Source organism: Klebsiella terrigena, assembly GCF_006539725.1.
Lineage (GTDB): Bacteria > Pseudomonadota > Gammaproteobacteria > Enterobacterales > Enterobacteriaceae > Klebsiella > Klebsiella terrigena.
This window is the reverse complement of record NZ_BJNO01000010.1, coordinates 58,809-80,826: the sequence shown is the minus strand read 5'-3', so window position 1 is coordinate 80,826 and position 22,018 is coordinate 58,809. Positions and strand designations below refer to the sequence as shown.

The window sequence follows — 22,018 nt, the reverse complement described above, 5'->3', positions numbered from 1 at the left end:
TCAGGCTTTGCGCTTCAGCGGCCAGAAGATGGTCAGCACGCCGGCGACGATAATCAGCACCCCCAGCAGCGAGCGCCAGCGGAAAGCCTCGTGCCAGCCGGGCAGCCAGATAGCGGCGGCCCACACCACAATGTAGCTCAGGCTCAGCAGGGCATAGGCTTTGGCGAGCGGCAGGCGGTGCAGCGCAAAGTACCAGCACACCATCGACAGCAGGTAGCCGCCCAGCCCCAGCGCCAGGCCGAAGGTGCCGGCCCGGAAATGGACAAGGTGGCCGATAAACGCGACCAGGTCGGTGAGCGGCGGCAGCTCGACCATCGCCCCGCGCAGCAGCAGCTGCGCGGCGCTGACCAGCCCGACGCTAAGCAGCGCCCAGATTAAGCCCATCAGACGCTACTCCCAAGAACCGCGATCCCGACGACAATCAAACCAACACCCACCCAGTGGCGGCGCGCCACCGGCTCGTGCCAGACGCCCCACGCCGCGAGGGTGACCCAGACGAAGTTGAGGCTCAGCATCGGGTAGGCAATACTCACCGGGATCGCCTGCAGCACGCTCAGCCACAGCAGCATACCGCCGCCGAGCGCCAGCAGCGCCAGGCCCAGCCAGCCGAGAATATGCCGTCCGCGCCGCCCGGATTTAGACGGGCGGGTGGCCTGTTTCTGGCACAGCTGCCCGGCGCAGCTCAGCAGGCTGGCGAGCGCCAGGCAGATCCAGATACTCATTGCGGCAGATACTGGATAAACACAACCCGCCCTAACTCATAGGAGCTATCGGGTTTTGGTAGCGCCAGATCGTTCATGCTCTCCCCTTTGTCCATCAGCAGAACCAGCGATACCGGCCCCTGCTGACGATGCGTCGCCAGCCAGCTGACAAAATCACCCTCGCTGACGAAGCGGCCCTGCGCATCCGGCCAGTCGAGACCGTATTTTAGCTCACCCTGCTTATCGAACAGAATGATATCGTTACGCTTGAGCTCCCACGACAGGCCGCCGGCAATACCGACGTTATTGGTCAGCACGTAGCGGCTTGGCGCCAGCGACTCGCCGACGATATCAATCATAAACTGCGGCTGCTTGCTATCGATCACCCGGTCAGGGATGGCGAAACCCACCAGCAGCGCCAGCCCCAGCGGACAGCAGGCGGCGAGCGGCCAGCGCCGGGCGCTGTCCTTCATTGTCATCCAGCCCACCAGCGCCCAGGTCGCAAATATCAAGGCCGCCAGCAGGCACTTATACAGCTCAATCTTCGACCACACCGGATGGTGCATAAAGCTCCACGGCGAGACCGCCAGCACCGCCAGCAGGCCGACCAGGCCGAAGCCGATGTTGATCATCGCATTGATGCGCAGCACCTTCGCCCCCGCTTTCGCCGCATCCAGCGCATAGCGGGCCATCAGGATCGCCAGCGGCCCAAAGCACGGCAGGATGTAGGTCGGCAGCTTGCCCTTGGCGATGCTGAAGAACAGCAGCGGCATCACCACCCAGCCCAGCAGGTACAGCGCGCCGCGGGCGTCGTCGCGCTCGGTCCAGCCGCGCTTCAGCGCCCCGGGCAGCAGCGCCAGCCACGGCAGGCTTCCGGCAATCAGGAACGGAATGTAGTACCAGAACGGCGCCTTATGCTGGGCGTCTTTCTCGGCAAAGCGCTGTATATGCTCTACCCAGAAGAAGTAGCGCCAGAAGTCCGGCTCGCGCTGGGCAATAGCCAGCCCCCACGGCAGCACCACCAGCACGCAGGCGACCACCGACAGCCAGCCCCAGGTCAGCACTTCACGCCAGCGCTTGCGCGCAATGACCCACGGCAGTACGCCCACCACCGGCACCGCCAGCGCGAGGAAGCCTTTGGTCATCACCCCCATCCCGCAGGCCACGCCCAGCAGGAGATAGCCGGCCATTTTTCCCCGCCGGGTCTGCGCCTGAGCGGCGCCCCAGAAGCTGCACATGGCGAGGGCCATCCACATGGTGATCATCGGGTCCAGCACCGCGTAGGTGCCGATACCGTAAACCAGCAGCGCGGTGAGGAACATCACGCCGGAGAGGATCGCTACCCGCTTGTCCCGCCAGATCCGCCACGCCAGCCAGGCCACCAGCAGCGCCGTCACGCTGATAGAGAATACCGAGCCAAAGCGAACGCCAAAATTGTTGTGGCCAAACAGCCACTGCCCGATGCTGTTAATCCAGTAGCCGGCAATCGGTTTTTCAAAGTAACGCAGCCCGAGGAAATGCGGCACCACCCAGTCGCCGGAGGAGAGCATTTCGCGGCTAATCTCCGCGTAGCGCGTCTCGTCAGGCTGCCAGAGCAGGCGAAAATTCAGCGGCAGTATGTAATACAGGGCAAAAAGCGCCAGCAGGGAGATACCATAACGAATGCTTTTCATACGTCCTAACTCAATAATTGTTCACGCCCAAGCCAGCCTTCCCGGCCGGCCAGTTCACCGCGGACCACCTTACCCGCCGGCAGCTCGCTAAAATCAGCGGGCAGCAGCTGGCTCAGCGGACAAAACTGGATCTCTTCCTGCGCCGCCATGGTCAGCAGCTCATCAAACTGCTGCGCAAACGCAATCCCTTCCACTTCGGCATGAATGGTATAGACCGGGACGCCCGCGTCGCGATGAATGCAGTCCAGCAGATAGCGGTTAAAGCCGCCGGTATCCACCGCGCTGCCGACCACCTCATCCCAGGTGGGAAGCGTTACCGGGATCTGCACGGTACCCAGCATCTCGTTGCCGAGCTGCGGCCGGAAGGGGCGGCTGCCGCGGCAGTCGCTGTTGTAGAGAAAATCGAAGGACTCTTTGGCTTTGATAACCCGCTGGTCGGCGCGCCAGCCGGCGACGGCGGAGCAGGTAACCGGGCGGCCAATAATCCGCTCCAGCTCCAGCAGCCCGCGCTCAACCTCCAGGGTCAGGCGCTCCTGCGGCCAGACGCCGCTCCATGCCTGCCAGCTGTAGTGATCCCAGGCGTGCAGGCCCACCTCATGGGCCTGTGCCGTCGCGCGCAGCACCTCTTCATTACCCGCGCCGATGCGCCGTCCGGGCCAGGCGGTACCGGCCAGCAGGATATCCCAGCCGTACAGCGAGGCCGCCTTTGAGCGCAGCATCTTCCACAAAAACTTAGGTTTTATCAGGCGCCATAAATGGCGCCCCATATTGTCCGGCCCAACGCTAAAAAAGAAGCTCGCCTGAATCCCGTGCTGGCCCAGAAGGGTCAGCAGCCGCGGAACCCCGTCCCGCGTGCCGCGAAAGGTATCAACATCTATGCGTAAGCCGACCTGTTTCATGATGTCTTATCATCCGCCAGCTCAACGGTGCGCAGGAAGAAGTCGAGGGTATGCTCGACGGTCTCTTCCATCGGTACCGTCGGCGTCCAGCTCAGGCAGCGCTTCGCGTTGCGGATGCTCGGCTTGCGGTGCTCGACGTCCTGATAACCTTTACCGTAGTAGTCGCTGCTTTCAACATCGCGGAAACCGGCGAACGGCGGGAAGTTGCCGCGCAGCGGATGGCGCTCGAAGCAATCCAGCAGCATCTCGGCCAGCTCTTTAATACTGGCTTCGTTGTCCGGGTTACCGATGTTGATAATCTGCCCGTCGCAGCGGCCGTCTTTGTTCTCGATAATGCGGAACAGCGCTTCAATACCGTCGCTGATATCGGTGAAGCAGCGCTTCTGCTTGCCGCCTTCGATAAGCTTAATCGGCGAGCCTTCAACCAGGTTGAGGATCAGCTGGGTAATGGCGCGGGAGCTGCCGATACGCGCGGCGTTGAGGTTATCCAGACGCGGTCCCATCCAGTTAAACGGACGGAACAGGGTGAAGCGCAGCGCGGCTTTGTCGCCGTAGGCCCAGATAACGCGGTCGAGCAGCTGCTTCGACACGGAATAGATCCAGCGCTGCTTGTTGATTGGCCCCACCACCAGGTTCGAGCTGTCTTCATCGAAGTTTTTATCGGTGCACATGCCGTACACTTCAGAGGTCGACGGGAAGATAATGCGCTTATCGTACTTGACGCAGTCGCGGATAATCTTCAGGTTCTCTTCGAAGTCCAGCTCGAACACGCGCAGCGGGTTACGGGTGTATTCGATAGGCGTAGCGATCGCCACCAGCGGCAGCACCACGTCGCATTTCTTGATGTGATACTCAATCCATTCCGAGTGAATGCTGATATCCCCTTCGACGAAGTGGAAGCGCGGATTCTCGAGGAAGCGGCTGATGGCATCAGAACCGATATCCAGCCCGTAGATTTCGTAATTATCGTCCTGCAGCAGGCGCTCGGTCAGATGGTTGCCGATAAACCCGTTAACGCCGAGGATCAGTACGCGGGTGCGGCGCTTAATTGCCACGACCGGTTTGCTGCTCAGCACCGCGCCGGAGACCAGGCCCAGGGCCTGCGCCAGCTGCGTGCCCTGAATATAGACGCCGCGATCGGTCTGACCGGTGACGATTTCCAGCGCTCCGTCCTGGCAGGCGACCACCAGCGGCGCGGTGGAGAGCACCGTCCCCGGCTTCGCTGCCGGCAGATCGCGACGGACACGAGATTTCCAGACGATAAATTTGTTGGCGCCGGTGTAGCCAAATGCGCCCGGCCACGGATCGGAGACGGCGCGGACCAGGTTATGCAGGACCTGCGCGGGCTGCTCCCAGTCAAGGCGGCCATCTTCCGGCGTGCGGCGGCCAACGTAGGTCGCCTGGCTCTCATCCTGGGCGCGCGTGGCAATGTTACCTTCGCGGATCGCCGGCAGCGCCTGGCCCAGCAGCTCGGACGCCGCCGTGCACAGCCTGCGGTGCAGGGTCAGCGCCACGTCATCGGCCCCAATGGCCACCGACTGCTGGGCGACAATATCGCCGGCATCGGCGCGGCCGATCATGCGATGCAGGGTAACGCCCGTTTCGCTCTCTCCGTTGACCAGCACCCAGTTCAGCGGCGCGCGGCCGCGATATTTCGGCAGCAGGGAGCCGTGCAGGTTAAAGGCGCCCTGCGGCGCAAGATTGAGGATCTCATCGCCCAGCAGATTGCGGTAGTAGAAGGAGAACAGCACGTCCGGCTTCATTTCGCGGATACGTTCAATCCACAGCGGGTGATTCACATCTTCTGGCGCCCATACCGGGATACCCTGTTCCGCAGCGAGACGCGCCACCGAACCAAAGAAATGGTTTTCGCCGGGGTTATCCGGATGGGTGAAAATAGCGGCGATGTCATACCCGGCGTCCAGCAGGGACTGAATACCTGCACAACCCATATCGTGATAAGCGAAGACTACGGCTTTCATGAACGATCTTCCTCTTGAGATGCCGTTTCCGGCTGACGAACAACACGTTGAATAAAGTAGCGGGGGCGAGCGCGAACATCGTTATAGATGCGCCCGATATACTCCCCAAGCAGGCCCATGCCGACAAACTGGGCGCCGATAAACATAAACAACACGGCAAAGAGCACGAACACCCCTTCGGCCGCCCACTGCGGACCCAGTACCAGGCGCAGGACGATCAGCAGGATCGAGAAGGTGAAGCCCAGCAGGGCGATCACGCTGCCGAAAACGCTGAGCAGACGCAGCGGCGTGGTGGTCAGGCAGGTCACCAGGTCGTACATCAGGTTAATCAGGCGCATAAAGCTGTATTTGGAGTCGCCGAACTCACGCTCGGCGTGCATCACCGGGATCTCCACCGCCCGGCGGGCAAAGGTGTTCGCGAGGATCGGGATAAACGTACTGCGCTCGTGGCAGTTGAGCATCGCGTCGATGATATGACGGCGATAGGCCCGCAGCATGCAGCCGTAGTCGCCCATCGCTTTACCGGTGGTGCGCTGGATCAGGCGGTTGATGGTCTTCGACGCGGCTTTGCGGAAGAAGGTGTCCTGGCGGTTCTGACGTACGGTTCCGACCACGTCATAGCCCTCGTCCGCTTTCTCGACCAGCCGCGGGATCTCCTCCGGCGGGTTTTGCAGGTCGGCATCGAGGGTAATAATCAGATCGCCGGTGACGTGGCTAAAGCCCGCCATGATCGCCGAGTGCTGGCCGTAGTTACGGTTCAGCAGCACCGCCACGACGTGGCTGCCTTCGGCTTCGGCCGCCGCCGTCAGCATGAGGGCGGAGTCATCGCTGCTGCCGTCGTCGACCAGCAGAATTTCATATTCGCGCCCAAGGGTGGCGCAGGCGGTATCCGTGCGGCGAATGAGCTCTGGCAAACTCTCCTGCTCGTTATACACAGGGATGACCACCGAGACCTTCTTCACGGGAGGGTAAGTAAACATATTAACGTCCTGACAGCTGGTGCAGAGCGGAGATAACGCGAGTGACGTCGTCATCGGTCATATCCGGGAACAGCGGGAGTGAACAAATGCGCGCGCTGTTCCATTCCGTGTTCGGCAATGACAGCGTCGGGAAGCGCTCGCGGTAATATTTTTGCGTATGCGCCGCGCGGAAATGCAGGCCGGTGCCGATCCCCATGGCTTTCAGCTGCTCCATTAAGGCATCGCGATTAATGCCGCAGAGGGCCTCATCGACGCGAATGATAAACAGGTGCCAGGCGTGCTGGTGCTCCCAGCTCGGCACCTGCAGCGGCGCGAACGGGGTATCCGCCAGCTCGCTCAGATAGCGGCGGGCGATGTCGGCGCGACGCTGGTTGGCGTGCGCCAGCTTATCCAGCTGCACCAGCGCCAGCGCGGCGTTGATGTCGGCGAGGTTGTACTTGAAGCCCGGGGAGATCACCTCCGCCTGCGGGGCGCGCCCGAGGGTCTGACGATCGTAAGCGTCAACGCCAAGGCCGTGGAACTTGAGGCTACGGATACGCGCAGCCAGCTCGTCGTCATCGGTGACGACCAGCCCGCCTTCGGCGCAGGTCATATTTTTAATGGCGTGGAAGGAGAAGATTGCGGTACCGCGGCTGCCGACGTGGCGGCCCTTGTAGTACGTCCCCGCCGCGTGGGCGGCATCTTCAATCACCGCGATGCCGTGGCGCTCGCCGACGGCGCGAATCGCGTCGATATCCGCCGGCGCGCCGGCGTAATGCACGGGAACGATAGCCCTGGTGCGGGGAGTAATCGCCGCTTCGACCGCGTCAGCGGTAATCATCAGGTTATCGCGATCGACGTCGATCATCACCGGCGTCGCGCCCAGCAGGCAGATCATGTTCAGGGTCGAGACCCAGGTCTGTGAAGGGGTGATCACCTCATCGCCGGCGCCGATGCCCAGCGCCATCAGCGTCACGTGCATGCCGCCGGTCGCCGAGCTGACCGCCACCGCGTGACGGTTGCCGGTCAGCGTGCAGAAGGCCTCTTCCAGCGCCTGATTTTTCGGCCCGGTGGTGATCCAACCTGATTGCAAAACTTCACGCAGCGCGGCCAGCTCTGCGTCACCCATAGACGGGCGCGAAAACGGCAAAAATTCGCTCATCATTTTCCTGCTCTGTATTTGGCCCGATCCAACTCAGGCCGGTAGAAAAAAATATCCTGCGCCAGCGGACTTAAACAAAATGAAAATGAAATTCTTTCAATGCCACATTTCCATTGCAGGGTATTTGACGTTATTTAATTTAGACGGGGTTGCTTAGGATAATATTAAGAAATTAATATAGTTGGTAATCGTCAATACAACCAGTTGTTTTATAAATAAGTTTATTAACTTCGGTGGCTGTTTTGAGAGCGGGATTCGGCTCCTGTCCCAGGGCAGGCCAGGAGCACGGGGGTGGTAAAGTAAACCAACATTAAACCGTTAAAGAATAAATATAACTTTACGCTATGCTGCTAACGCTAAAATCTAATGTAGATCACAAAATTATTTCCGGAATATTACAAGTTTGCAGGGAAATCAGCCGGTAATTGATTAGCGGGGCAATTAATAACAGCGTCATTATTGGCGCCGCAGTCGCGAACAAAGGTAATTGTCGCAAACTCATCAATCACTTCCGTCGGATAGGCCGGGCCGGCGGCGCGGTAAGACTCCATCAGCGGAATATGCTCATTCTGGAAGCAGACGGTTTTTTGCGGATCGTTGATAACCCAGCGCGGAAAGAAGATGGTGCCGTGAAAAAGCCGATCGCCGAGATTAACGATCAGGCTGACGTCGGTTCCGGTTGGTTCGGTCCACGAGATTTTATAGATGCTGGCGCCCACTCGTACGATAAAGGCCTGCTGATCTTTCACCCACCGGTTGCCGACGATCCCGCTATGAATACGGTAGTCGAGGGTGTGGCCATTTTTGACGTAAATTTCGTAGTTCCATCCGTTATCGTAGGTATAAACCAGATGTTTGCCGATAAAACCGCTCAAATCGTGTTTGTCAAAAGCGTTCATTGTGCTTGCTCCTCTGTTGTTGGAACCCAGCGTACTGCTTTAAAAAATGAATGAATAACGCTATGTTTGGATTGAATCCATCCACTTTTTAGATGAGTTATGCACAAGACAACGCTCGAACAATGGGCTCTGCTGGAGAAGGTTATCGCCCTGGGCAGCTTCGCCAGGGCCGCGGAGGAGACCCATCGCAGCCAGTCGTCGGTCAGCTACAACCTCGCCCTGCTGCAGGAGAGGCTGGGGGTGACGCTGCTGACGCCATCCGGACGCCGCGCGGTATTAACGCCGGCGGGCGAGCTGCTGCTCGCCCAGGTTAAGCCGCTGCTGCAGGCCTTTTACTACGTTGAAAATCACGCTGTTGCGCTGCGCAACGGCGCACGCAGCAGGCTCGATCTGGTGGTCGACAGCATTTTTCCTCGCCAGCGGCTGTTTGCTATTCTGCGCCAGTTCCAGCAGCGCTACCCGCAAACCCAGGTCAGGCTAACGGAGGTGCTGGAAAACGTCGGCGACGAGAGCGCGGCGTACAGCGAGGCTGACGTGATGGTGCTCACCCGCCGCCAGGATATTACCGGCCGCGGCGAGTGGCTGATGAACATCGATTTTATCGCCGTGGCCCACCGGGACCATCCGCTTGTCGCCCTCGACGGGCCGCTGGACGATAGCGCCCTCGCCCGCTGGCCGCTGGTGCAAATCGCCGATCGCCACAACGAGCGCCAGCCGGGCCGCGACGCGTGGACCTTCTCCACCATTGATGCCGCGATTGACGCCGTGCTGTATCAGGTCGGTTTCGGCTGGCTACCCGAAGAGCGCATTCGCCAACAGCTCGCCCAGGGGGAGCTGAAGCCGCTGCCGCTGAGCCACGGCGCCCGCCGCGCGACCCCGCTGCACCTGATCGTTAAGCGCGATGTCGCCCCCATTGATGAACAGCTCGCCACGCTGCTGGATCTCTTCAGGCACCCTGATGGCACCGCGTCTATATGATTTTCTTATACTATCGGGCCATTGATTGATCTGAGTTACTCCTAAAGTATGATGAATTATTAAAATCATCATACTTTTCTGCTCACTGAGATTAACGCCTTGTCGATCCTCCGCACCCTCTTCCGCCCCCTTCTGACGGCGGTTTGCCTCTGTCTGCCTCTGCTAACCGGCGCCGCCGCGCGTGAATTAGTCACCGCCTGGCCGGTAAACGTCGGCCCCCTGAATCCCCACCTCTATACGCCCAACCAGATGTTCGCCCAAAGCATGGTCTACGAGCCGCTGGTCAAATATCAGCAGGATGGCTCGGTCAAGCCGTGGCTGGCGAGCCGCTGGACCCATTCCGCGGACGGCAAGGTCTGGCTGTTTACCCTGCGCAGTGACGTGCAGTTCTCTAACGGCGAGCCGTTTAACGCCCAGGCGGCGGTAGCCAATTTTCAGGCGGTGCTGGCGAACAGGCAGCGCCACGCCTGGCTCGAGCTGACCAATCAGATTAGCGATGTCAGGGCGCTGAGCGATACCCAGCTGCAAATTACCCTGAAAAGCGCCTACTACCCTTTTCTGCAGGAGCTGGCGCTGCCGCGTCCGTTCCGCTTTATCGCCCCGTCACAGTTTGTTGACGGCGGCACCGTTCACGGCATTAAGGCGCCCATCGGCACCGGGCCATGGGTGCTGAAAACCACGAAGCTCAACCAGTTTGACGTGCTGGCGCGTAACCCACGCTACTGGGGCGAAAAACCGGCGATTGACCAGGTGACCGTGAAGGTGATCCCGGACCCGATGACCCGCGCCGTCGCCTTTGAAACCGGCGATATCGATCTGCTCTACGGCAACGAGGGCCTGCTGCCGCTGGATACCTTCGCGCGTTTCAGCCACAACCCGGCCTGGCGCACCCAGCTTTCTCAGCCCGTCGAAACGGTGATGCTGGCGCTTAACTCTGCCAAAGCGCCCACCAATGAGCTGGCGGTGCGGGAAGCGCTCAACTATGCGGTCAACAAAAAGTCGCTGATCGACAACGCGCTGTACGGCACCCAGCAGGTCGCCGATACGCTGTTCGCCCCTTCGGTCCCCTATGCCAATATCGGACTGACCCCGCGCCGCTACGATCCGCAGCAGGCTAACGCCCTGCTGGAGAACGCCGGCTGGCTGAAGCCCGCGGGCGAGCATATCCGCCAGAAAAATGGCCAGCCGCTGCGCATCGAGATGTCGTTTATCGGCACCGACGCTCTGAGCAAATCCATGGCGGAAATTATGCAGGCCGATATGCGCCAGGTTGGCGTCGATGTCGTGCTGAACGGCGAAGAAGAGAGCAGCATTTATGCCCGCCAGCGCGACGGGCGCTTCGGCATGATTTTTAACCGTACCTGGGGCGCGCCGTACGATCCACACGCCTTTATGAGCTCAATGCGCGTCCCCTCTCACGCCGACTATCAGGCCCAGCAGGGGTTAGCCGATAAGGCGCTTATCGACCAGCAGATTGGCAAGGTGCTGACGACCACCGACGAAACCCAGCGCCAGGCGCTGTATCGCGACATCCTGACCCGCCTGCACAACGATGCGGTCTATCTGCCCATCAGCTACGTCTCGATGATGGTGGTGGCAAAACCCGAGCTCGGTACGATCCCCTACGCTGCCATCGCCGCTGAGATTCCGTTCGAACAGATCCGGCCGGAGCAACCCTGATGCGGCGCTACGTACTGCGGCGCATCCTGCTGCTGATACCGATGATTCTCGCCGCCTCGGTCATTATCTTTCTCATGCTGCGTCTTGGCACCGGCGACCCGGCGCTGGACTATCTGCGCCTGTCAAATCTTCCGCCGACGCCGGAGATGGTGGCCTCCACCCGCGCGATGCTCGGACTTGATCAGCCGCTCGTCGCCCAGTACGCCAGCTGGCTGTGGAAGGCGCTGCATCTCGATTTTGGCCTCTCCTTCGCCACCCAGCGGCCGGTGCTCGACGACGTGATGCACTTCCTGCCCGCCACGCTGCAACTGGCGGGCGCGGCGCTGGTTATTATCCTGCTGACCTCCGTGCCGCTGGGGATTTGGGCCGCCCGCCATCGCGACCGCCCGGCGGATTTCATCGTGCGGGCGATCGCCTTTCTCGGCGTTTCGATGCCCAACTTCTGGCTCGCCTTCCTGCTGGTGATGCTTTTTTCGGTCTATTTGCAGTGGCTGCCGGCGCTGGGCTACGGCGGCTGGCGACACCTTATTCTGCCCGCAGCGTCGATAGCCCTGATGTCGCTGGCCATTAACGCCCGCCTGCTGCGCGCCAGCATGCTGGAGGTTGCCGGCCAGCGCCACGTCACCTGGGCGCGGCTGCGCGGGCTGAGCGACAGGCAAACCGAACGACGCCATATCCTGCGCAACGCCTCGCTGCCCGTGGTGACCGCTATCGGGATGCATATTGCCGAGCTGATTGGCGGCACGATGATTATCGAAAATATCTTTGCCTGGCCGGGCATCGGGCGCTACGCGGTGTCGGCCATCTTTAACCGCGACTACCCGGTTATCCAGTGCTTCACGCTGGTGATGGTGGTGGTGTTTGCGCTCTGCAACCTGACGGTTGACCTGCTCAACGCCGCGCTGGACCCGCGTATTCGCCGCCATGAAGGAGCGCGCCCGTGAACCTTTTTCTTTCTGCCCGCTGGCCGGTTCGCCTGGCGCTGATCGCCATTATCCTGCTGGTGCTGATCGCCCTCACCGTCCAGTGGTGGCTGCCCTACGACCCGCAGGCCGTTGATTTACCGTCACGCCTGCTCTCGCCGGACGCCCGGCACTGGCTGGGAACCGATCATCTGGGACGCGATATTTTTTCCCGCCTGCTGGCCGCCACGCGAGTTTCTCTCGGCGCGGTGCTGGCCTGCCTGCTGCTGGTGCTGGCGCTGGGGCTGGTCATCGGCGGCTGCGCCGGGCTGATGGGCGGCCGGGTCGATCAGCTCACCATGCGGGTTGCCGATATGTTTATGACCTTCCCGACCTCTATCCTGTCGTTTTTCATGGTGGGCGTACTGGGTACCGGGCTGACTAACGTGATTATCGCCATCGCCCTGTCGCACTGGGCATGGTACGCACGGATGGTGCGCAGCCTGACGATTTCGCTACGCCAGCGCGAGTTTGTGCTCGCCTCCCGGCTTTGCGGGGCGGGGCATGTCCGCGTTTTTGTCGATCATCTGGCGGGGGCGGTGGTGCCGTCGCTGCTGGTGCTCGCCACCCTCGATATCGGCCATATGATGCTGCACGTCGCCGGAATGTCGTTCCTTGGCCTCGGCGTCAGCGCGCCAACCGCCGAGTGGGGAGTGATGATTAACGACGCGCGCCAGTATATCTGGACCCAGCCGCTGCAGATGCTGTGGCCGGGCCTGGCGCTGTTTATCAGCGTGATGGCCTTTAACCTGGTGGGCGACGCGCTGCGCGATCGTCTCGATCCTCACCTGATCGCGGAGCATAGCCACTGATGCCACAGAAGATCGAACTCGAGCAGTTCACCCTCCACGCCGAGCGGCCGCTGGTCCACGATCTGTCGCTGACGCTCCGGCGCGGCCGGGTGCTGGCGCTGCTCGGCAGCAGCGGCTGCGGAAAATCGCTGACCTGCGCCGCGGCCCTTGAGGTTCTGCCGCCCGGTGTCAGGCAGAGCGCCGGGCGCATCCTGCTCGACGGAATACCGGTCCACGGCAGGCAGCTACGCGGCGCCACCGTCGCCACCATCATGCAGAATCCTCGCAGCGCCTTTAACCCGCTGCACACCATGGCGGCTCACGCCAGGGAAACCTGCCGCGCCGTCGGCCGGCCGCCGGATGAGTCGGCATTTATCGCCGCCCTGCAGGCGGTGGGGCTGGAGAACCCGACCCAGCTGCTCAGGCGCTACCCCTTCGAGATGAGCGGCGGCATGCTGCAGCGGATGATGATTGCCCTGGCCGTGCTGAGCGAGGCGCCGTTTATCTTTGCCGATGAGCCCACCACCGACCTCGATGCCGTCGCCCAGGCGCGCATTCTTGACCTGCTGGAGGAGATCGTCACCAGCCGCGGCCAGGGCCTGCTGCTGATCACGCACGATATGGGCGTGGTGGCACGGCTGGCGCACGAGGTCGCGGTGATGGACGAGGGTCGTATCGTCGAGCGCTGCGACGTGGCAACCCTGTTCAGCGCCCCGCGGCATCCGGTCAGCCGACGGCTGCTGGCGGCGCACCTGGCGCTGTATGGAATGGAGAGCAGAGCGTGAATTTACTTAACGTCACTGGCGTCAGCCACGATTACCCGCATCACCCGGCGGTGCTGCAGCAGATCAACCTCAGCATCGCGCCGGGGGAGACGGTGGCCCTGCTCGGGCGCAGCGGCTGCGGCAAAAGCACCCTCGCGCGCATGCTGGTGGGGCTGGAATCACCCGATTGCGGCGTTATCGCCTGGCGCGATACCCCGCTCCCAGCCCTGAAGGACGAGGCTCTGCGCACCTTTCGCCGCGATATCCAGCTGGTTTTTCAGGACCCGCTGAGCGCGGTGAATCCGCGTAAAACGGTGCTGGAGATTATCAGCGAACCGCTGCGCCACCTGTTCCGCTACTCCCGCGATGAGCGCACGGCGCAGGTGAAGGCGATGCTGCAGGCGGTCGATCTCTGCGCTGACCTGCTCCACAAGCGCCCGCTGCAGCTCAGCGGCGGCCAGCTCCAGCGCGTGTGCCTGGCCCGGGCGCTGGTGGTGCGGCCGCAGCTGCTGATCCTTGATGAGGCGGTGTCGAATCTGGATCTCGTGCTGCAGGCGGAGATCGTTGCCCTCCTCAAGCGTCTGCAGGTCCAGTTTTCTACCGCCTGCCTGTTTATCACCCATGACCTGCGGCTGGTGGAACGCTTTTGCCAGCGGGTGATGGTGATGGAGAGCGGGCAAATTGTTGAAACGACGGAGATAAGCTCACCGCTGCGTCTTCAGTCCACCGCGGGTCGGGCGCTACAGCGCGCGGTACTTCCCGCTTTTCCAGCCTCCCTGACCAAAGAGAAACAGCCATGCAGCGCGTAACCCTGACCCTTGATGATGAGCTTCTCGCCACCCTTGATGCGCTCAGCGAACAGCGGGGCTATAACAACCGCTCGGAAGCGGTGCGCGATATTTTGCGCAATACCCTGATGCATGAACACGCGCAAAAGAGCGAACAGCGCGGCTACGCGGTGCTCTCCTACGTGTACGAGCACGAGAAGCGCGAGCTGGCGAGCCGGCTGATTGCCACCCAGCACCATCATCACGATCTCTCCGTCGCCACGCTGCATGTGCACATCAGCCACGATGACTGCCTCGAGATTGCGGTACTGAAAGGGGAAATGGGCGAAGTGCAGCACTTCGCCGATGAGGTGATTGCCCAGCGCGGCGTGCGTCACGGGCATTTGCACTGCCTGACCGCGGAAGAGGAGCACGCCCACTCCTAGCCTCGCGTTCGGCGGGAACGCAACGGCGGATCGGTAAACAAAACCGCCGCCGTTTATCAACAGTTGATAAACATATTGAATTATCAACCTGGTTAACTATCTCTTTTCGTGAATAATGGCGCCTCATTTAACGATCTCGTTATGGCGAGGCTCCTGCACAAATATAAGTTACCGCCCTGCTGGTATCGAGAGAGACCACTCAGGGAAATACAGGCATCCATCGAATCAAGGTGTTGCCAAGGTAACTTCTGACGGCACTGACGCCGGACAGATACGTTGTGCAGTGCTAAAACCAGGACGTAGGGATCTGCCTGTGCTCATCCTGTCTTGTTCGCCCCTATGAGTGATTTTTTTATAGGGAATTACACCATGTCATCCATCCAACACTGCGCCACCCATCCGACTAACGCCGCCTTCGACGGCGATGCCATCGCCCAGTACATGCGTACCGACTTTATTACGCTGCCGGAGCAGCTCAGCGTTCATGAAGCGCGGGAGCGCTTTGTCTCGCAGCTCACCAGCGACGATATCCCAGGCCAGGTTTTCGTCGTCGCCGGCAGGAAGCTGCGCGGCAGCCTGTCGATTAAAAAACTGCTGCAGGAGAGCGATACCACGCAGCCCATTCGCTACTTAATGGACAGCTGCCTGTTCCGCGTAAAGCCCGATGATGAGCGCCAGCAGGTGGTGGCCGAACTGGGCGAACGCGGGCTCAACCTGGTGCCGGTGGTCGAAAAAGGCGAGCTGGTGGGCTGCCTGATGGAGAAGGAGATCGCCCATCTGCTGGAAGATGAGGTCACCGAAGACGCGCATCTGCAGGGCGCGACGCTGCCGCTGGAGAAGCCCTATCTGGAGATAAGCCCGTGGACGCTGTGGAAGAAGCGTTCGGTCTGGCTGCTGCTGCTGTTCGTCGCCGAAGCCTACACCAGCAGCGTTATCCAGCACTTTGAAGAGGCGCTGGAGTCGGCCATTGCGCTGGCCTTCTTTATCCCGCTGCTGATCGGCACCGGCGGCAACAGCGGCACGCAGATCACCTCCACGCTGGTGCGCTCCATGGCGCTGGGCGAAGTGCGGCTGCGCGATATGGGACGGGTTATCCGCAAAGAGGTCTCAACGTCGCTGCTGATCGCCCTCACGCTCGGGCTGGCGGGATGCCTGCGCGCCTGGATGATGGGCATCGGGATGGAAATCACGCTGATCGTCAGCCTGACGCTGGTGTGTATTACGCTGTGGAGCGCGCTGGTATCGTCGGTGATCCCGATGGTGCTCAAGCGCGTCGGTATCGACCCGGCTGTGGTCTCCGCGCCGTTTATCGCCACGCTGATCGACGGCACCGGGCTTATCATCTACTTCAAAATCGCCCAGTATTTTCTGGGTCTGAACTGACGGCCAGAGGTCAGCCTTCCGCAGCGGGAGGCTGACCTCATCTTACGCCTCCGACAGCGCCAGTGCGCAGGCCCAGGCGCTGGACCACGCCCACTGGAAGTTATAGCCGCCGAGCCAGCCGGTGACGTCCATCACTTCGCCGATAAAATAGAGCCCGGGCACTTTCCGCGCTTCCATCGTGCGGGAGGAGAGTTCGTTGGTGTCCACGCCGCCGAGGGTCACCTCCGCCGTCCGATAGCCCTCGGTGCCGTTGGGCTGCACGCGCCAGGCGGTCAGCGTCTCCACCAGCGCCTCCTGCTCGCGGAGGTTGAGCTGCTTGAGCGTGACGTCCGGGATCTGCCCCAGCTGCTGCAGGCACTCGACCAGACGCTTCGGCAGCTGCATGGCGAGGGTATTTTTCAGGCTTTGATTCGGATGCTCTGCCCGCTGCTGGTTGAGGAAGTCGTCGAGACTGCAGTCCGGCAGCAGATTGATGCTGACGAATTCTCCCGACTGCCAGTAGCTGGAAATTTGCAGCACCGCCGGACCGGAAAGCCCGCGATGGGTAAACAGCAGATTCTCGCGGAAAACCGTGCCGTTCTCGGCGGTAATGGTCGATGGCACCGACACGCCGGAGAGCACCTGCAGCTGCTCGAGCAGCGGTTTATGCAGGGTAAAAGGCACCAGTCCGGCGCGGGTCGGCAGCACCGTCAGGCCAAACTGTTCGGCCAGCTTGTAGCCGAACGGCGACGCGCCAAGGCCCGGCATCGACAGGCCGCCGGAGGCGACCACCAGCCTGTTCGCCGCCACCGTTTCGCCGTTAAGCTGCAGGGTGAAGCCCGCGTCGTCGCGCTCGACGCTCAGGATCTCCGTGCGCAGGCGGAGCTGCACGCCGCCCTTTTCACATTCGGCCAGCAGCAGGTTGACCACCTGTTCGGCAGAGTCGTCGCAGAACAGCTGGCCGAGCGTCTTCTCATGCCAGGCGATGCCGTGTTTACCCACCAGCTCGATAAAATCCCACTGGGTGTAGCGCGCCAGCGCCGACTTGCAAAAATGCGGGTTCTGGCTGAGATAGGCCGCCGGCTCGATATACATATTGGTAAAATTGCAGCGCCCGCCGCCGGACATCAGGATTTTACGGCCCGGCTTTTTGCCATTATCCAGCAGCAGCACGCGCAGCCCCGCCTGGCCCGCCTGTGCTGCACAAAACATTCCCGCCGCTCCGGCGCCAATTACAATGGCATCAAACCTTTCCACACTGCTTTCCTCATGTCCCGATTGTCGGGAATTGTAAATATTTCACGCTGGTCGCACCAGCGCGAAAAATTAAGTATTTATTTACATCATTGAAATATATAGGATTACTCCCAAGCGCATCGTACCTGAAGAGCAAGGAAATCAAAAAAAGTCTATATTTCACTTTGCCCGCGCCGCTAAAGTCACTGATAATGCGCCGCGTTCATGTCCTCAAAATGGCGTAACGTCCTATGCTACATTTATTTGCCGGTCTGGATTTACATACCGGGCTATTACTATTGCTTGCTTTAGCTTTCGTGCTGTTTTACGAAGCGATTAACGGTTTTCATGATACCGCAAACGCTGTTGCAACTGTGATCTACACACGCGCAATGCGGTCGCAGCTTGCTGTGGCGATGGCGGCTCTCTTCAACTTTTTCGGCGTTCTGTTAGGTGGTCTTAGCGTAGCTTATGCCATTGTGCATATGTTGCCGACCGACCTGCTGCTTAACATGGGTTCTGCACATGGCCTCGCTATGGTGTTTTCCATGCTGCTGGCGGCTATTATCTGGAACCTCGGAACCTGGTACTTTGGTCTTCCGGCCTCCAGTTCGCATACGCTGATCGGCGCCATCATCGGGATTGGTTTAACCAATGCATTGATGACCGGCACCTCGGTGGTTGACGCGCTGAATATCCCGAAAGTCATCGGTATTTTCGCCTCGCTGATCGTCTCGCCTATCGTGGGCCTGGTGGTGGCTGGCGGCCTGATTTTCATTCTGCGCCGCTACTGGAGCAATACCAAGAAACGCGCTCGTATCCACCTGACGCCTGCTGAACGTGAAAAGAAAGACGGGAAGAAAAAACCGCCATTCTGGACCCGTATTGCGCTGATTCTGTCAGCAATAGGCGTGTCATTCTCGCACGGCGCGAACGACGGTCAGAAGGGCATTGGCCTGGTGATGCTGGTGCTTATCGGCGTAGCGCCGGCAGGTTTCGTGGTTAACATGAACGCTTCCGGCTACGAAATCACCCGTACCCGCGATGCGGTCAATAACGTGGAAACCTTCTTCGAACAGCGTCCTGAGCTGCTGAAGAAAGCGACCGGCGTTGACCAGCTGATTCCGTCTCCGGAAGCCGGCGCGGTCGCCGCGGGCGAGTTCCACTGCCATCCGGCGAACACCGTCAACGCGCTTAGCCGCGTGAAAACGATGCTCACCGGAATCGAAAGCTACGACACGCTCACTCTCGATCAGCGCAGCCAGCTGCGCCGCATTATGCTGTGTATTTCCGACACCACCGACAAAGTCGCGAAGCTGCCGGAAGTGAATGGCGATGATAAGCGTCTGCTGAAGAAGCTTAAAACCGATATGCTGAGCACCATCGAGTACGCGCCAATCTGGATCATTATGGCGGTTGCTCTGGCGTTAGGTATCGGCACCATGATCGGCTGGCGCCGCGTGGCGACCACTATCGGCGAGAAAATCGGTAAGAAAGGCATGACCTACGCACAGGGTATGTCGGCCCAGATGACCGCAGCCGTATCGATTGGTCTGGCGAGCTACACCGGGATGCCGGTTTCCACCACCCACGTGCTCTCCTCCTCGGTTGCAGGGACGATGCTCGTTGACGGCGGCGGACTGCAGAGAAAAACCGTCACCAGTATTCTGATGGCGTGGGTTCTCACCCTCCCGGCGGCGATTCTGCTGTCAGGCGGGCTGTACTGGATAGCGCTGAAGCTTATCTAAGAAGCTAACGGCAGCGATATAACGGGTCAGGAAACTGGCCCGTTTTTTTTTGCGCTAGTGCCAGATAAGTAGCGCAACCATACTCACCACCACGAGGCCGCACAGCGCGCTGGTCAAAATAAACTGTCGCCGCACCCGTTCACAGCGGCGAATAAACTCGTCGTCATGATGATCGCGGTAGCGCTGGCCGTAGATATACCAGACCAGCCTCATCTGTTTACCCGGCTGGCCGTGAGAGGTAAAAAAACCCCCGCCATCAACATATTGATACAGCAAGGGATCGCAACCACGTAGCACTACCAATAACGCACGCAATGATGAGAAGTAGCGTGCCATATTCACCACACAAACGATACACAGGGCCCAAAACAGCGCAATCGTGCTGATCATACTTCCTCCCCGGCGACCCACCCTCGGAGACGTCTCCGGGGCTAGCGCTCCCCAATACCCGACCCATACAATAGAAGAGTGCGATACCAATCACGTTTATTTATTCGATCGGCTCATTAAATAGTGTAGGAGATCCGTTAATTTTTTTACCACAAGGTTAATCGTTATCAATACATAAGAAGGATATATTTGTTTAACTATTTGGTGAACCAGGCGCATTGACGGCGCGCGAGGGGCGCTATAAGGTAGAAATATCTTCTACAATTAAGTCCTTAACGGACTGAACCCCCGCGAATTAGCACGCAGGACGCGGGCGAAGCGGCAGCGCTAGCTGTCTGGTCCAACGGTCATCGACAACTTATGGAAGGAGTAACACTATGGCTTACAAACATATTCTTATTGCAGTAGACCTCTCCCCGGAAAGCAAAGTGCTGGTAGAGAAAGCCGTTTCTATGGCACGTCCCTACAATGCCAAGGTTTCCCTGATCCACGTCGATGTGAATTACTCCGACCTCTACACCGGTCTTATCGACGTCAATCTGGGCGACATGCAGAAACGCATTTCTGAAGAGACCCACCACGCGCTGAGCGAACTCTCCGGCAACGCGGGCTATCCGATTACGGAAACCCTGAGCGGCAGCGGCGATCTCGGCCAGGTGCTGGTTGATGCCATTAAAAAATACGATATGGACCTGGTCGTCTGCGGCCACCATCAGGACTTCTGGAGCAAGCTGATGTCCTCCGCACGCCAGCTGATCAACACCGTACATGTCGATATGCTGATTGTCCCGCTGCGCGACGAAGAAGACGAATAACGCTTTCGCCTTTCTCAGCATCAGCCTGTCTGCGCCCGCTTATGCGGGCGTTTCTTTTCCCGTCCGCGCCGCCATCGCCCGCCCGCTATTATCCCGACTATCCCAAACGAACCGTTATCGCCCGCCGAGAGACATAAGCAGGATATCAACCCACACATTTAATATCAGTTAGTGTGATCGACCAATTATAAGAAAAAACATCTATATAATAATCTAATCATTAAGCCAATGGCCGCAGTATAGCGCGCCATCATACTTTTTCAGCGCGTTCTGGCATACGCGTTCATACTTTTTTGGGATAGCACTAAAAGGCGAAGGAATATGAAAACAACTGCACCTACGGGCCTGCTGCAGCAACCGCGGCCGTTCTTCATGATCTTTTTTGTAGAGTTATGGGAGCGATTTGGCTATTACGGCGTCCAGGGCATCCTGGCGGTTTTCTTTGTTAAACAGCTCGGCTTCTCTCAGGAACAGGCGTTTATTACCTTCGGCGCATTTGCGGCGCTGGTCTACGGCCTGATCTCCATCGGCGGCTACGTCGGCGACCACCTGCTGGGCACCAAACGAACGCTGGTGCTGGGGGCGATTGTGCTGGCGCTCGGCTATTTCATGACCGGGCTGTCGCTCCTGAAACCCGATCTTATTTTTATCGCTCTGGGTACCATCGCCGTCGGGAACGGACTGTTTAAGGCCAACCCCGCCAGCCTGCTGTCAAAGTGCTATCCTCCGGAGGACGCCCGCCTCGACGGGGCATTCACCCTGTTTTACATGTCGATTAACATCGGCTCCCTGCTGTCACTATCGCTGGCGCCGGTGATTGCCGAGAAGTTCGGCTACGCCGTCACCTACAACCTGTGCGGGGCGGGGCTGATTATCGCTCTGCTGGTCTACTTCGCCTGCCGTGGGATGGTCAAAGATATCGGTTCGGAGCCTGACCATCGGCCGCTGGTGCTGCGCAACCTGCTGTACGTGCTGGTCGGTACGGTAGCGATGATTTTCCTCTGCGCCTGGCTCATGCATAACGTAAAAATCGCCAACCTGGTGCTGATCGTCCTCTCTATCGTGGTGATTATTTTCTTCTTTCGCGAGGCCTTTAAGCTGGATAAAACCGGCCGCAACAAGATGTTTGTCGCCTTTATCCTGATGCTGGAAGCGGTGCTGTTCTACATCCTGTACGCGCAAATGCCCACGTCGCTCAACTTTTTTGCCATCAACAACGTGCACCACCAGATCCTTGGCATCACCATTAACCCGGTCAGCTTCCAGGCGCTGAATCCGTTCTGGGTCGTGGTCGCCAGCCCGATACTGGCGGCAATCTACACCCGCCTCGGCAACAAAGGTCGGGACCTGACCATGCCGATGAAGTTTACCCTTGGGATGTTTTTATGTTCGCTGGGCTTCCTGACCGCCGCCGCCGCCGGTATCTGGTTTGCCGATGCCCAGGGGCTCACCTCGCCGTGGTTTATCGTGCTGGTCTATCTGTTCCAGAGCCTTGGCGAGCTGCTGATTAGCGCACTCGGCCTGGCGATGGTCGCCGCGCTGGTTCCCCAGCAGCTGATGGGCTTTATCCTCGGGATGTGGTTCCTGACGCAGGCGGCAGCCTTCCTGATGGGGGGATACGTGGCGACCTTCACCGCGGTGCCGGAAAATATCACCGACCCGCTGCAGACCCTGCCTATCTACACAGACGTGTTCGGCAAGATTGGCCTGGTGACCCTGGCGGTGACGATCGTGATGGCGATTCTGGTGCCGTGGCTCAACCGCATGATTAATACCCCCGCCGACGGCAAATAGCGTCGGCTCA

The 22,018-nt window shown here is 59.7% G+C and carries 21 protein-coding genes and 1 riboswitch; of the genes, 11 read left to right on the top strand and 10 right to left on the bottom strand.

Going from position 1 to position 22,018, the window contains the following annotated elements:
• The 8 genes from arnF to RTE01_RS13110 all read right to left on the bottom strand — a co-directional run bounded on the left by arnF (position 1) and on the right by RTE01_RS13110 (position 8,275).
• Positions 1-384, bottom strand: a complete 384-nt coding sequence (gene arnF / locus RTE01_RS13145; RefSeq protein WP_134528056.1) for a 4-amino-4-deoxy-L-arabinose-phosphoundecaprenol flippase subunit ArnF — start codon at positions 382-384, stop codon at positions 1-3.
• Positions 384-722 (bottom strand): 4-amino-4-deoxy-L-arabinose-phosphoundecaprenol flippase subunit ArnE, encoded by a 339-nt coding sequence (arnE, locus tag RTE01_RS13140; RefSeq protein WP_041143085.1) that lies wholly within the window; start codon positions 720-722, stop codon positions 384-386. Before arnE ends, arnF begins: the two co-directional genes overlap by 1 nt.
• The gene (gene arnT / locus RTE01_RS13135) at positions 719-2,374 is read right to left on the bottom strand and encodes a lipid IV(A) 4-amino-4-deoxy-L-arabinosyltransferase (RefSeq protein ID WP_115191719.1); all 1,656 of its coding nucleotides are present in this window, start codon (positions 2,372-2,374) and stop codon (positions 719-721) included. The genes arnE and arnT overlap by 4 nt, the downstream gene beginning before the upstream one ends.
• A gap of 5 nt (positions 2,375-2,379) precedes the next feature.
• On the bottom strand, positions 2,380-3,273 hold the full coding sequence (gene arnD, locus RTE01_RS13130) for a 4-deoxy-4-formamido-L-arabinose-phosphoundecaprenol deformylase (RefSeq protein WP_115191718.1): 894 nt from the start codon (positions 3,271-3,273) through the stop codon (positions 2,380-2,382).
• Positions 3,270-5,255 (bottom strand): bifunctional UDP-4-amino-4-deoxy-L-arabinose formyltransferase/UDP-glucuronic acid oxidase ArnA, encoded by a 1,986-nt coding sequence (gene arnA / locus RTE01_RS13125; protein WP_134528059.1) that lies wholly within the window; start codon positions 5,253-5,255, stop codon positions 3,270-3,272. Before arnA ends, arnD begins: the two co-directional genes overlap by 4 nt.
• Positions 5,252-6,235: an undecaprenyl-phosphate 4-deoxy-4-formamido-L-arabinose transferase gene (arnC, locus tag RTE01_RS13120; protein WP_041143089.1), complete on the bottom strand. Its 984-nt coding sequence runs from the start codon at positions 6,233-6,235 to the stop codon at positions 5,252-5,254. Before arnC ends, arnA begins: the two co-directional genes overlap by 4 nt.
• Before the next feature lies 1 nt (position 6,236).
• The gene (gene arnB / locus RTE01_RS13115; protein ID WP_041143090.1) at positions 6,237-7,376 is read right to left on the bottom strand and encodes a UDP-4-amino-4-deoxy-L-arabinose aminotransferase; all 1,140 of its coding nucleotides are present in this window, start codon (positions 7,374-7,376) and stop codon (positions 6,237-6,239) included.
• A gap of 395 nt (positions 7,377-7,771) precedes the next feature.
• On the bottom strand, positions 7,772-8,275 hold the full coding sequence (locus RTE01_RS13110) for a phenolic acid decarboxylase (RefSeq protein WP_041143091.1): 504 nt from the start codon (positions 8,273-8,275) through the stop codon (positions 7,772-7,774).
• 99 nt (positions 8,276-8,374) lie between these two features.
• On the opposite strand from RTE01_RS13110, the gene RTE01_RS13105 reads away from it, so the two are divergent.
• The 8 genes from RTE01_RS13105 (at position 8,375) to RTE01_RS13070 (ending at position 16,046) form a co-directional block, all read left to right on the top strand.
• Complete coding sequence (locus RTE01_RS13105; protein WP_134528062.1) at positions 8,375-9,253, top strand: LysR family transcriptional regulator; 879 nt, start codon at positions 8,375-8,377, stop codon at positions 9,251-9,253.
• A 105-nt stretch (positions 9,254-9,358) separates the two neighbouring features.
• On the top strand, positions 9,359-10,933 hold the full coding sequence (nikA, locus tag RTE01_RS13100) for a nickel ABC transporter substrate-binding protein (RefSeq protein WP_141335092.1): 1,575 nt from the start codon (positions 9,359-9,361) through the stop codon (positions 10,931-10,933).
• On the top strand, positions 10,933-11,877 hold the full coding sequence (nikB, locus tag RTE01_RS13095; protein WP_141335080.1) for a nickel ABC transporter permease subunit NikB: 945 nt from the start codon (positions 10,933-10,935) through the stop codon (positions 11,875-11,877). Before nikA ends, nikB begins: the two co-directional genes overlap by 1 nt.
• Complete coding sequence (gene nikC, locus RTE01_RS13090) at positions 11,874-12,707, top strand: nickel ABC transporter permease subunit NikC (protein WP_141335078.1); 834 nt, start codon at positions 11,874-11,876, stop codon at positions 12,705-12,707. The genes nikB and nikC overlap by 4 nt, the downstream gene beginning before the upstream one ends.
• Complete coding sequence (nikD, locus tag RTE01_RS13085) at positions 12,707-13,471, top strand: nickel import ATP-binding protein NikD (protein WP_134528065.1); 765 nt, start codon at positions 12,707-12,709, stop codon at positions 13,469-13,471. Before nikC ends, nikD begins: the two co-directional genes overlap by 1 nt.
• The gene (nikE, locus tag RTE01_RS13080; protein WP_141335076.1) at positions 13,468-14,259 is read left to right on the top strand and encodes a nickel import ATP-binding protein NikE; all 792 of its coding nucleotides are present in this window, start codon (positions 13,468-13,470) and stop codon (positions 14,257-14,259) included. Before nikD ends, nikE begins: the two co-directional genes overlap by 4 nt.
• Positions 14,247-14,663, top strand: a complete 417-nt coding sequence (nikR, locus tag RTE01_RS13075) for a nickel-responsive transcriptional regulator NikR (RefSeq protein WP_076946200.1) — start codon at positions 14,247-14,249, stop codon at positions 14,661-14,663. Before nikE ends, nikR begins: the two co-directional genes overlap by 13 nt.
• Positions 14,664-14,791: 128 nt before the next feature.
• Positions 14,792-14,975: riboswitch (M-box (ykoK) riboswitch) on the top strand.
• Positions 14,976-15,032: 57 nt separating this feature from the next.
• Complete coding sequence (locus tag RTE01_RS13070; protein WP_134528071.1) at positions 15,033-16,046, top strand: magnesium transporter; 1,014 nt, start codon at positions 15,033-15,035, stop codon at positions 16,044-16,046.
• Between the two features lie 42 nt (positions 16,047-16,088).
• On the opposite strand, the gene RTE01_RS13065 is transcribed toward RTE01_RS13070, so the two are convergent.
• A complete protein-coding gene (locus tag RTE01_RS13065) occupies positions 16,089-17,282 on the bottom strand; it encodes a BaiN/RdsA family NAD(P)/FAD-dependent oxidoreductase (RefSeq protein WP_134528074.1) in 1,194 nt (397 codons plus the stop codon).
• Positions 17,283-17,512: 230 nt separating this feature from the next.
• On the opposite strand from RTE01_RS13065, the gene pitA reads away from it, so the two are divergent.
• Complete coding sequence (gene pitA / locus RTE01_RS13060; RefSeq protein ID WP_041143100.1) at positions 17,513-19,009, top strand: inorganic phosphate transporter PitA; 1,497 nt, start codon at positions 17,513-17,515, stop codon at positions 19,007-19,009.
• Between the two features lie 54 nt (positions 19,010-19,063).
• Here pitA and uspB read toward each other — a convergent pair whose 3' ends face one another.
• Positions 19,064-19,399, bottom strand: a complete 336-nt coding sequence (gene uspB / locus RTE01_RS13055; protein ID WP_041143101.1) for a universal stress protein UspB — start codon at positions 19,397-19,399, stop codon at positions 19,064-19,066.
• 377 nt (positions 19,400-19,776) lie between these two features.
• On the opposite strand from uspB, the gene uspA reads away from it, so the two are divergent.
• Both uspA and dtpB read left to right on the top strand, forming a co-directional pair.
• The gene (gene uspA / locus RTE01_RS13050) at positions 19,777-20,214 is read left to right on the top strand and encodes a universal stress protein UspA (protein WP_041143102.1); all 438 of its coding nucleotides are present in this window, start codon (positions 19,777-19,779) and stop codon (positions 20,212-20,214) included.
• Positions 20,215-20,535: 321 nt separating this feature from the next.
• Positions 20,536-22,008 (top strand): dipeptide/tripeptide permease DtpB, encoded by a 1,473-nt coding sequence (gene dtpB, locus RTE01_RS13045; RefSeq protein WP_123552493.1) that lies wholly within the window; start codon positions 20,536-20,538, stop codon positions 22,006-22,008.
• The last annotated feature ends 10 nt before the right edge of the window (positions 22,009-22,018 follow it).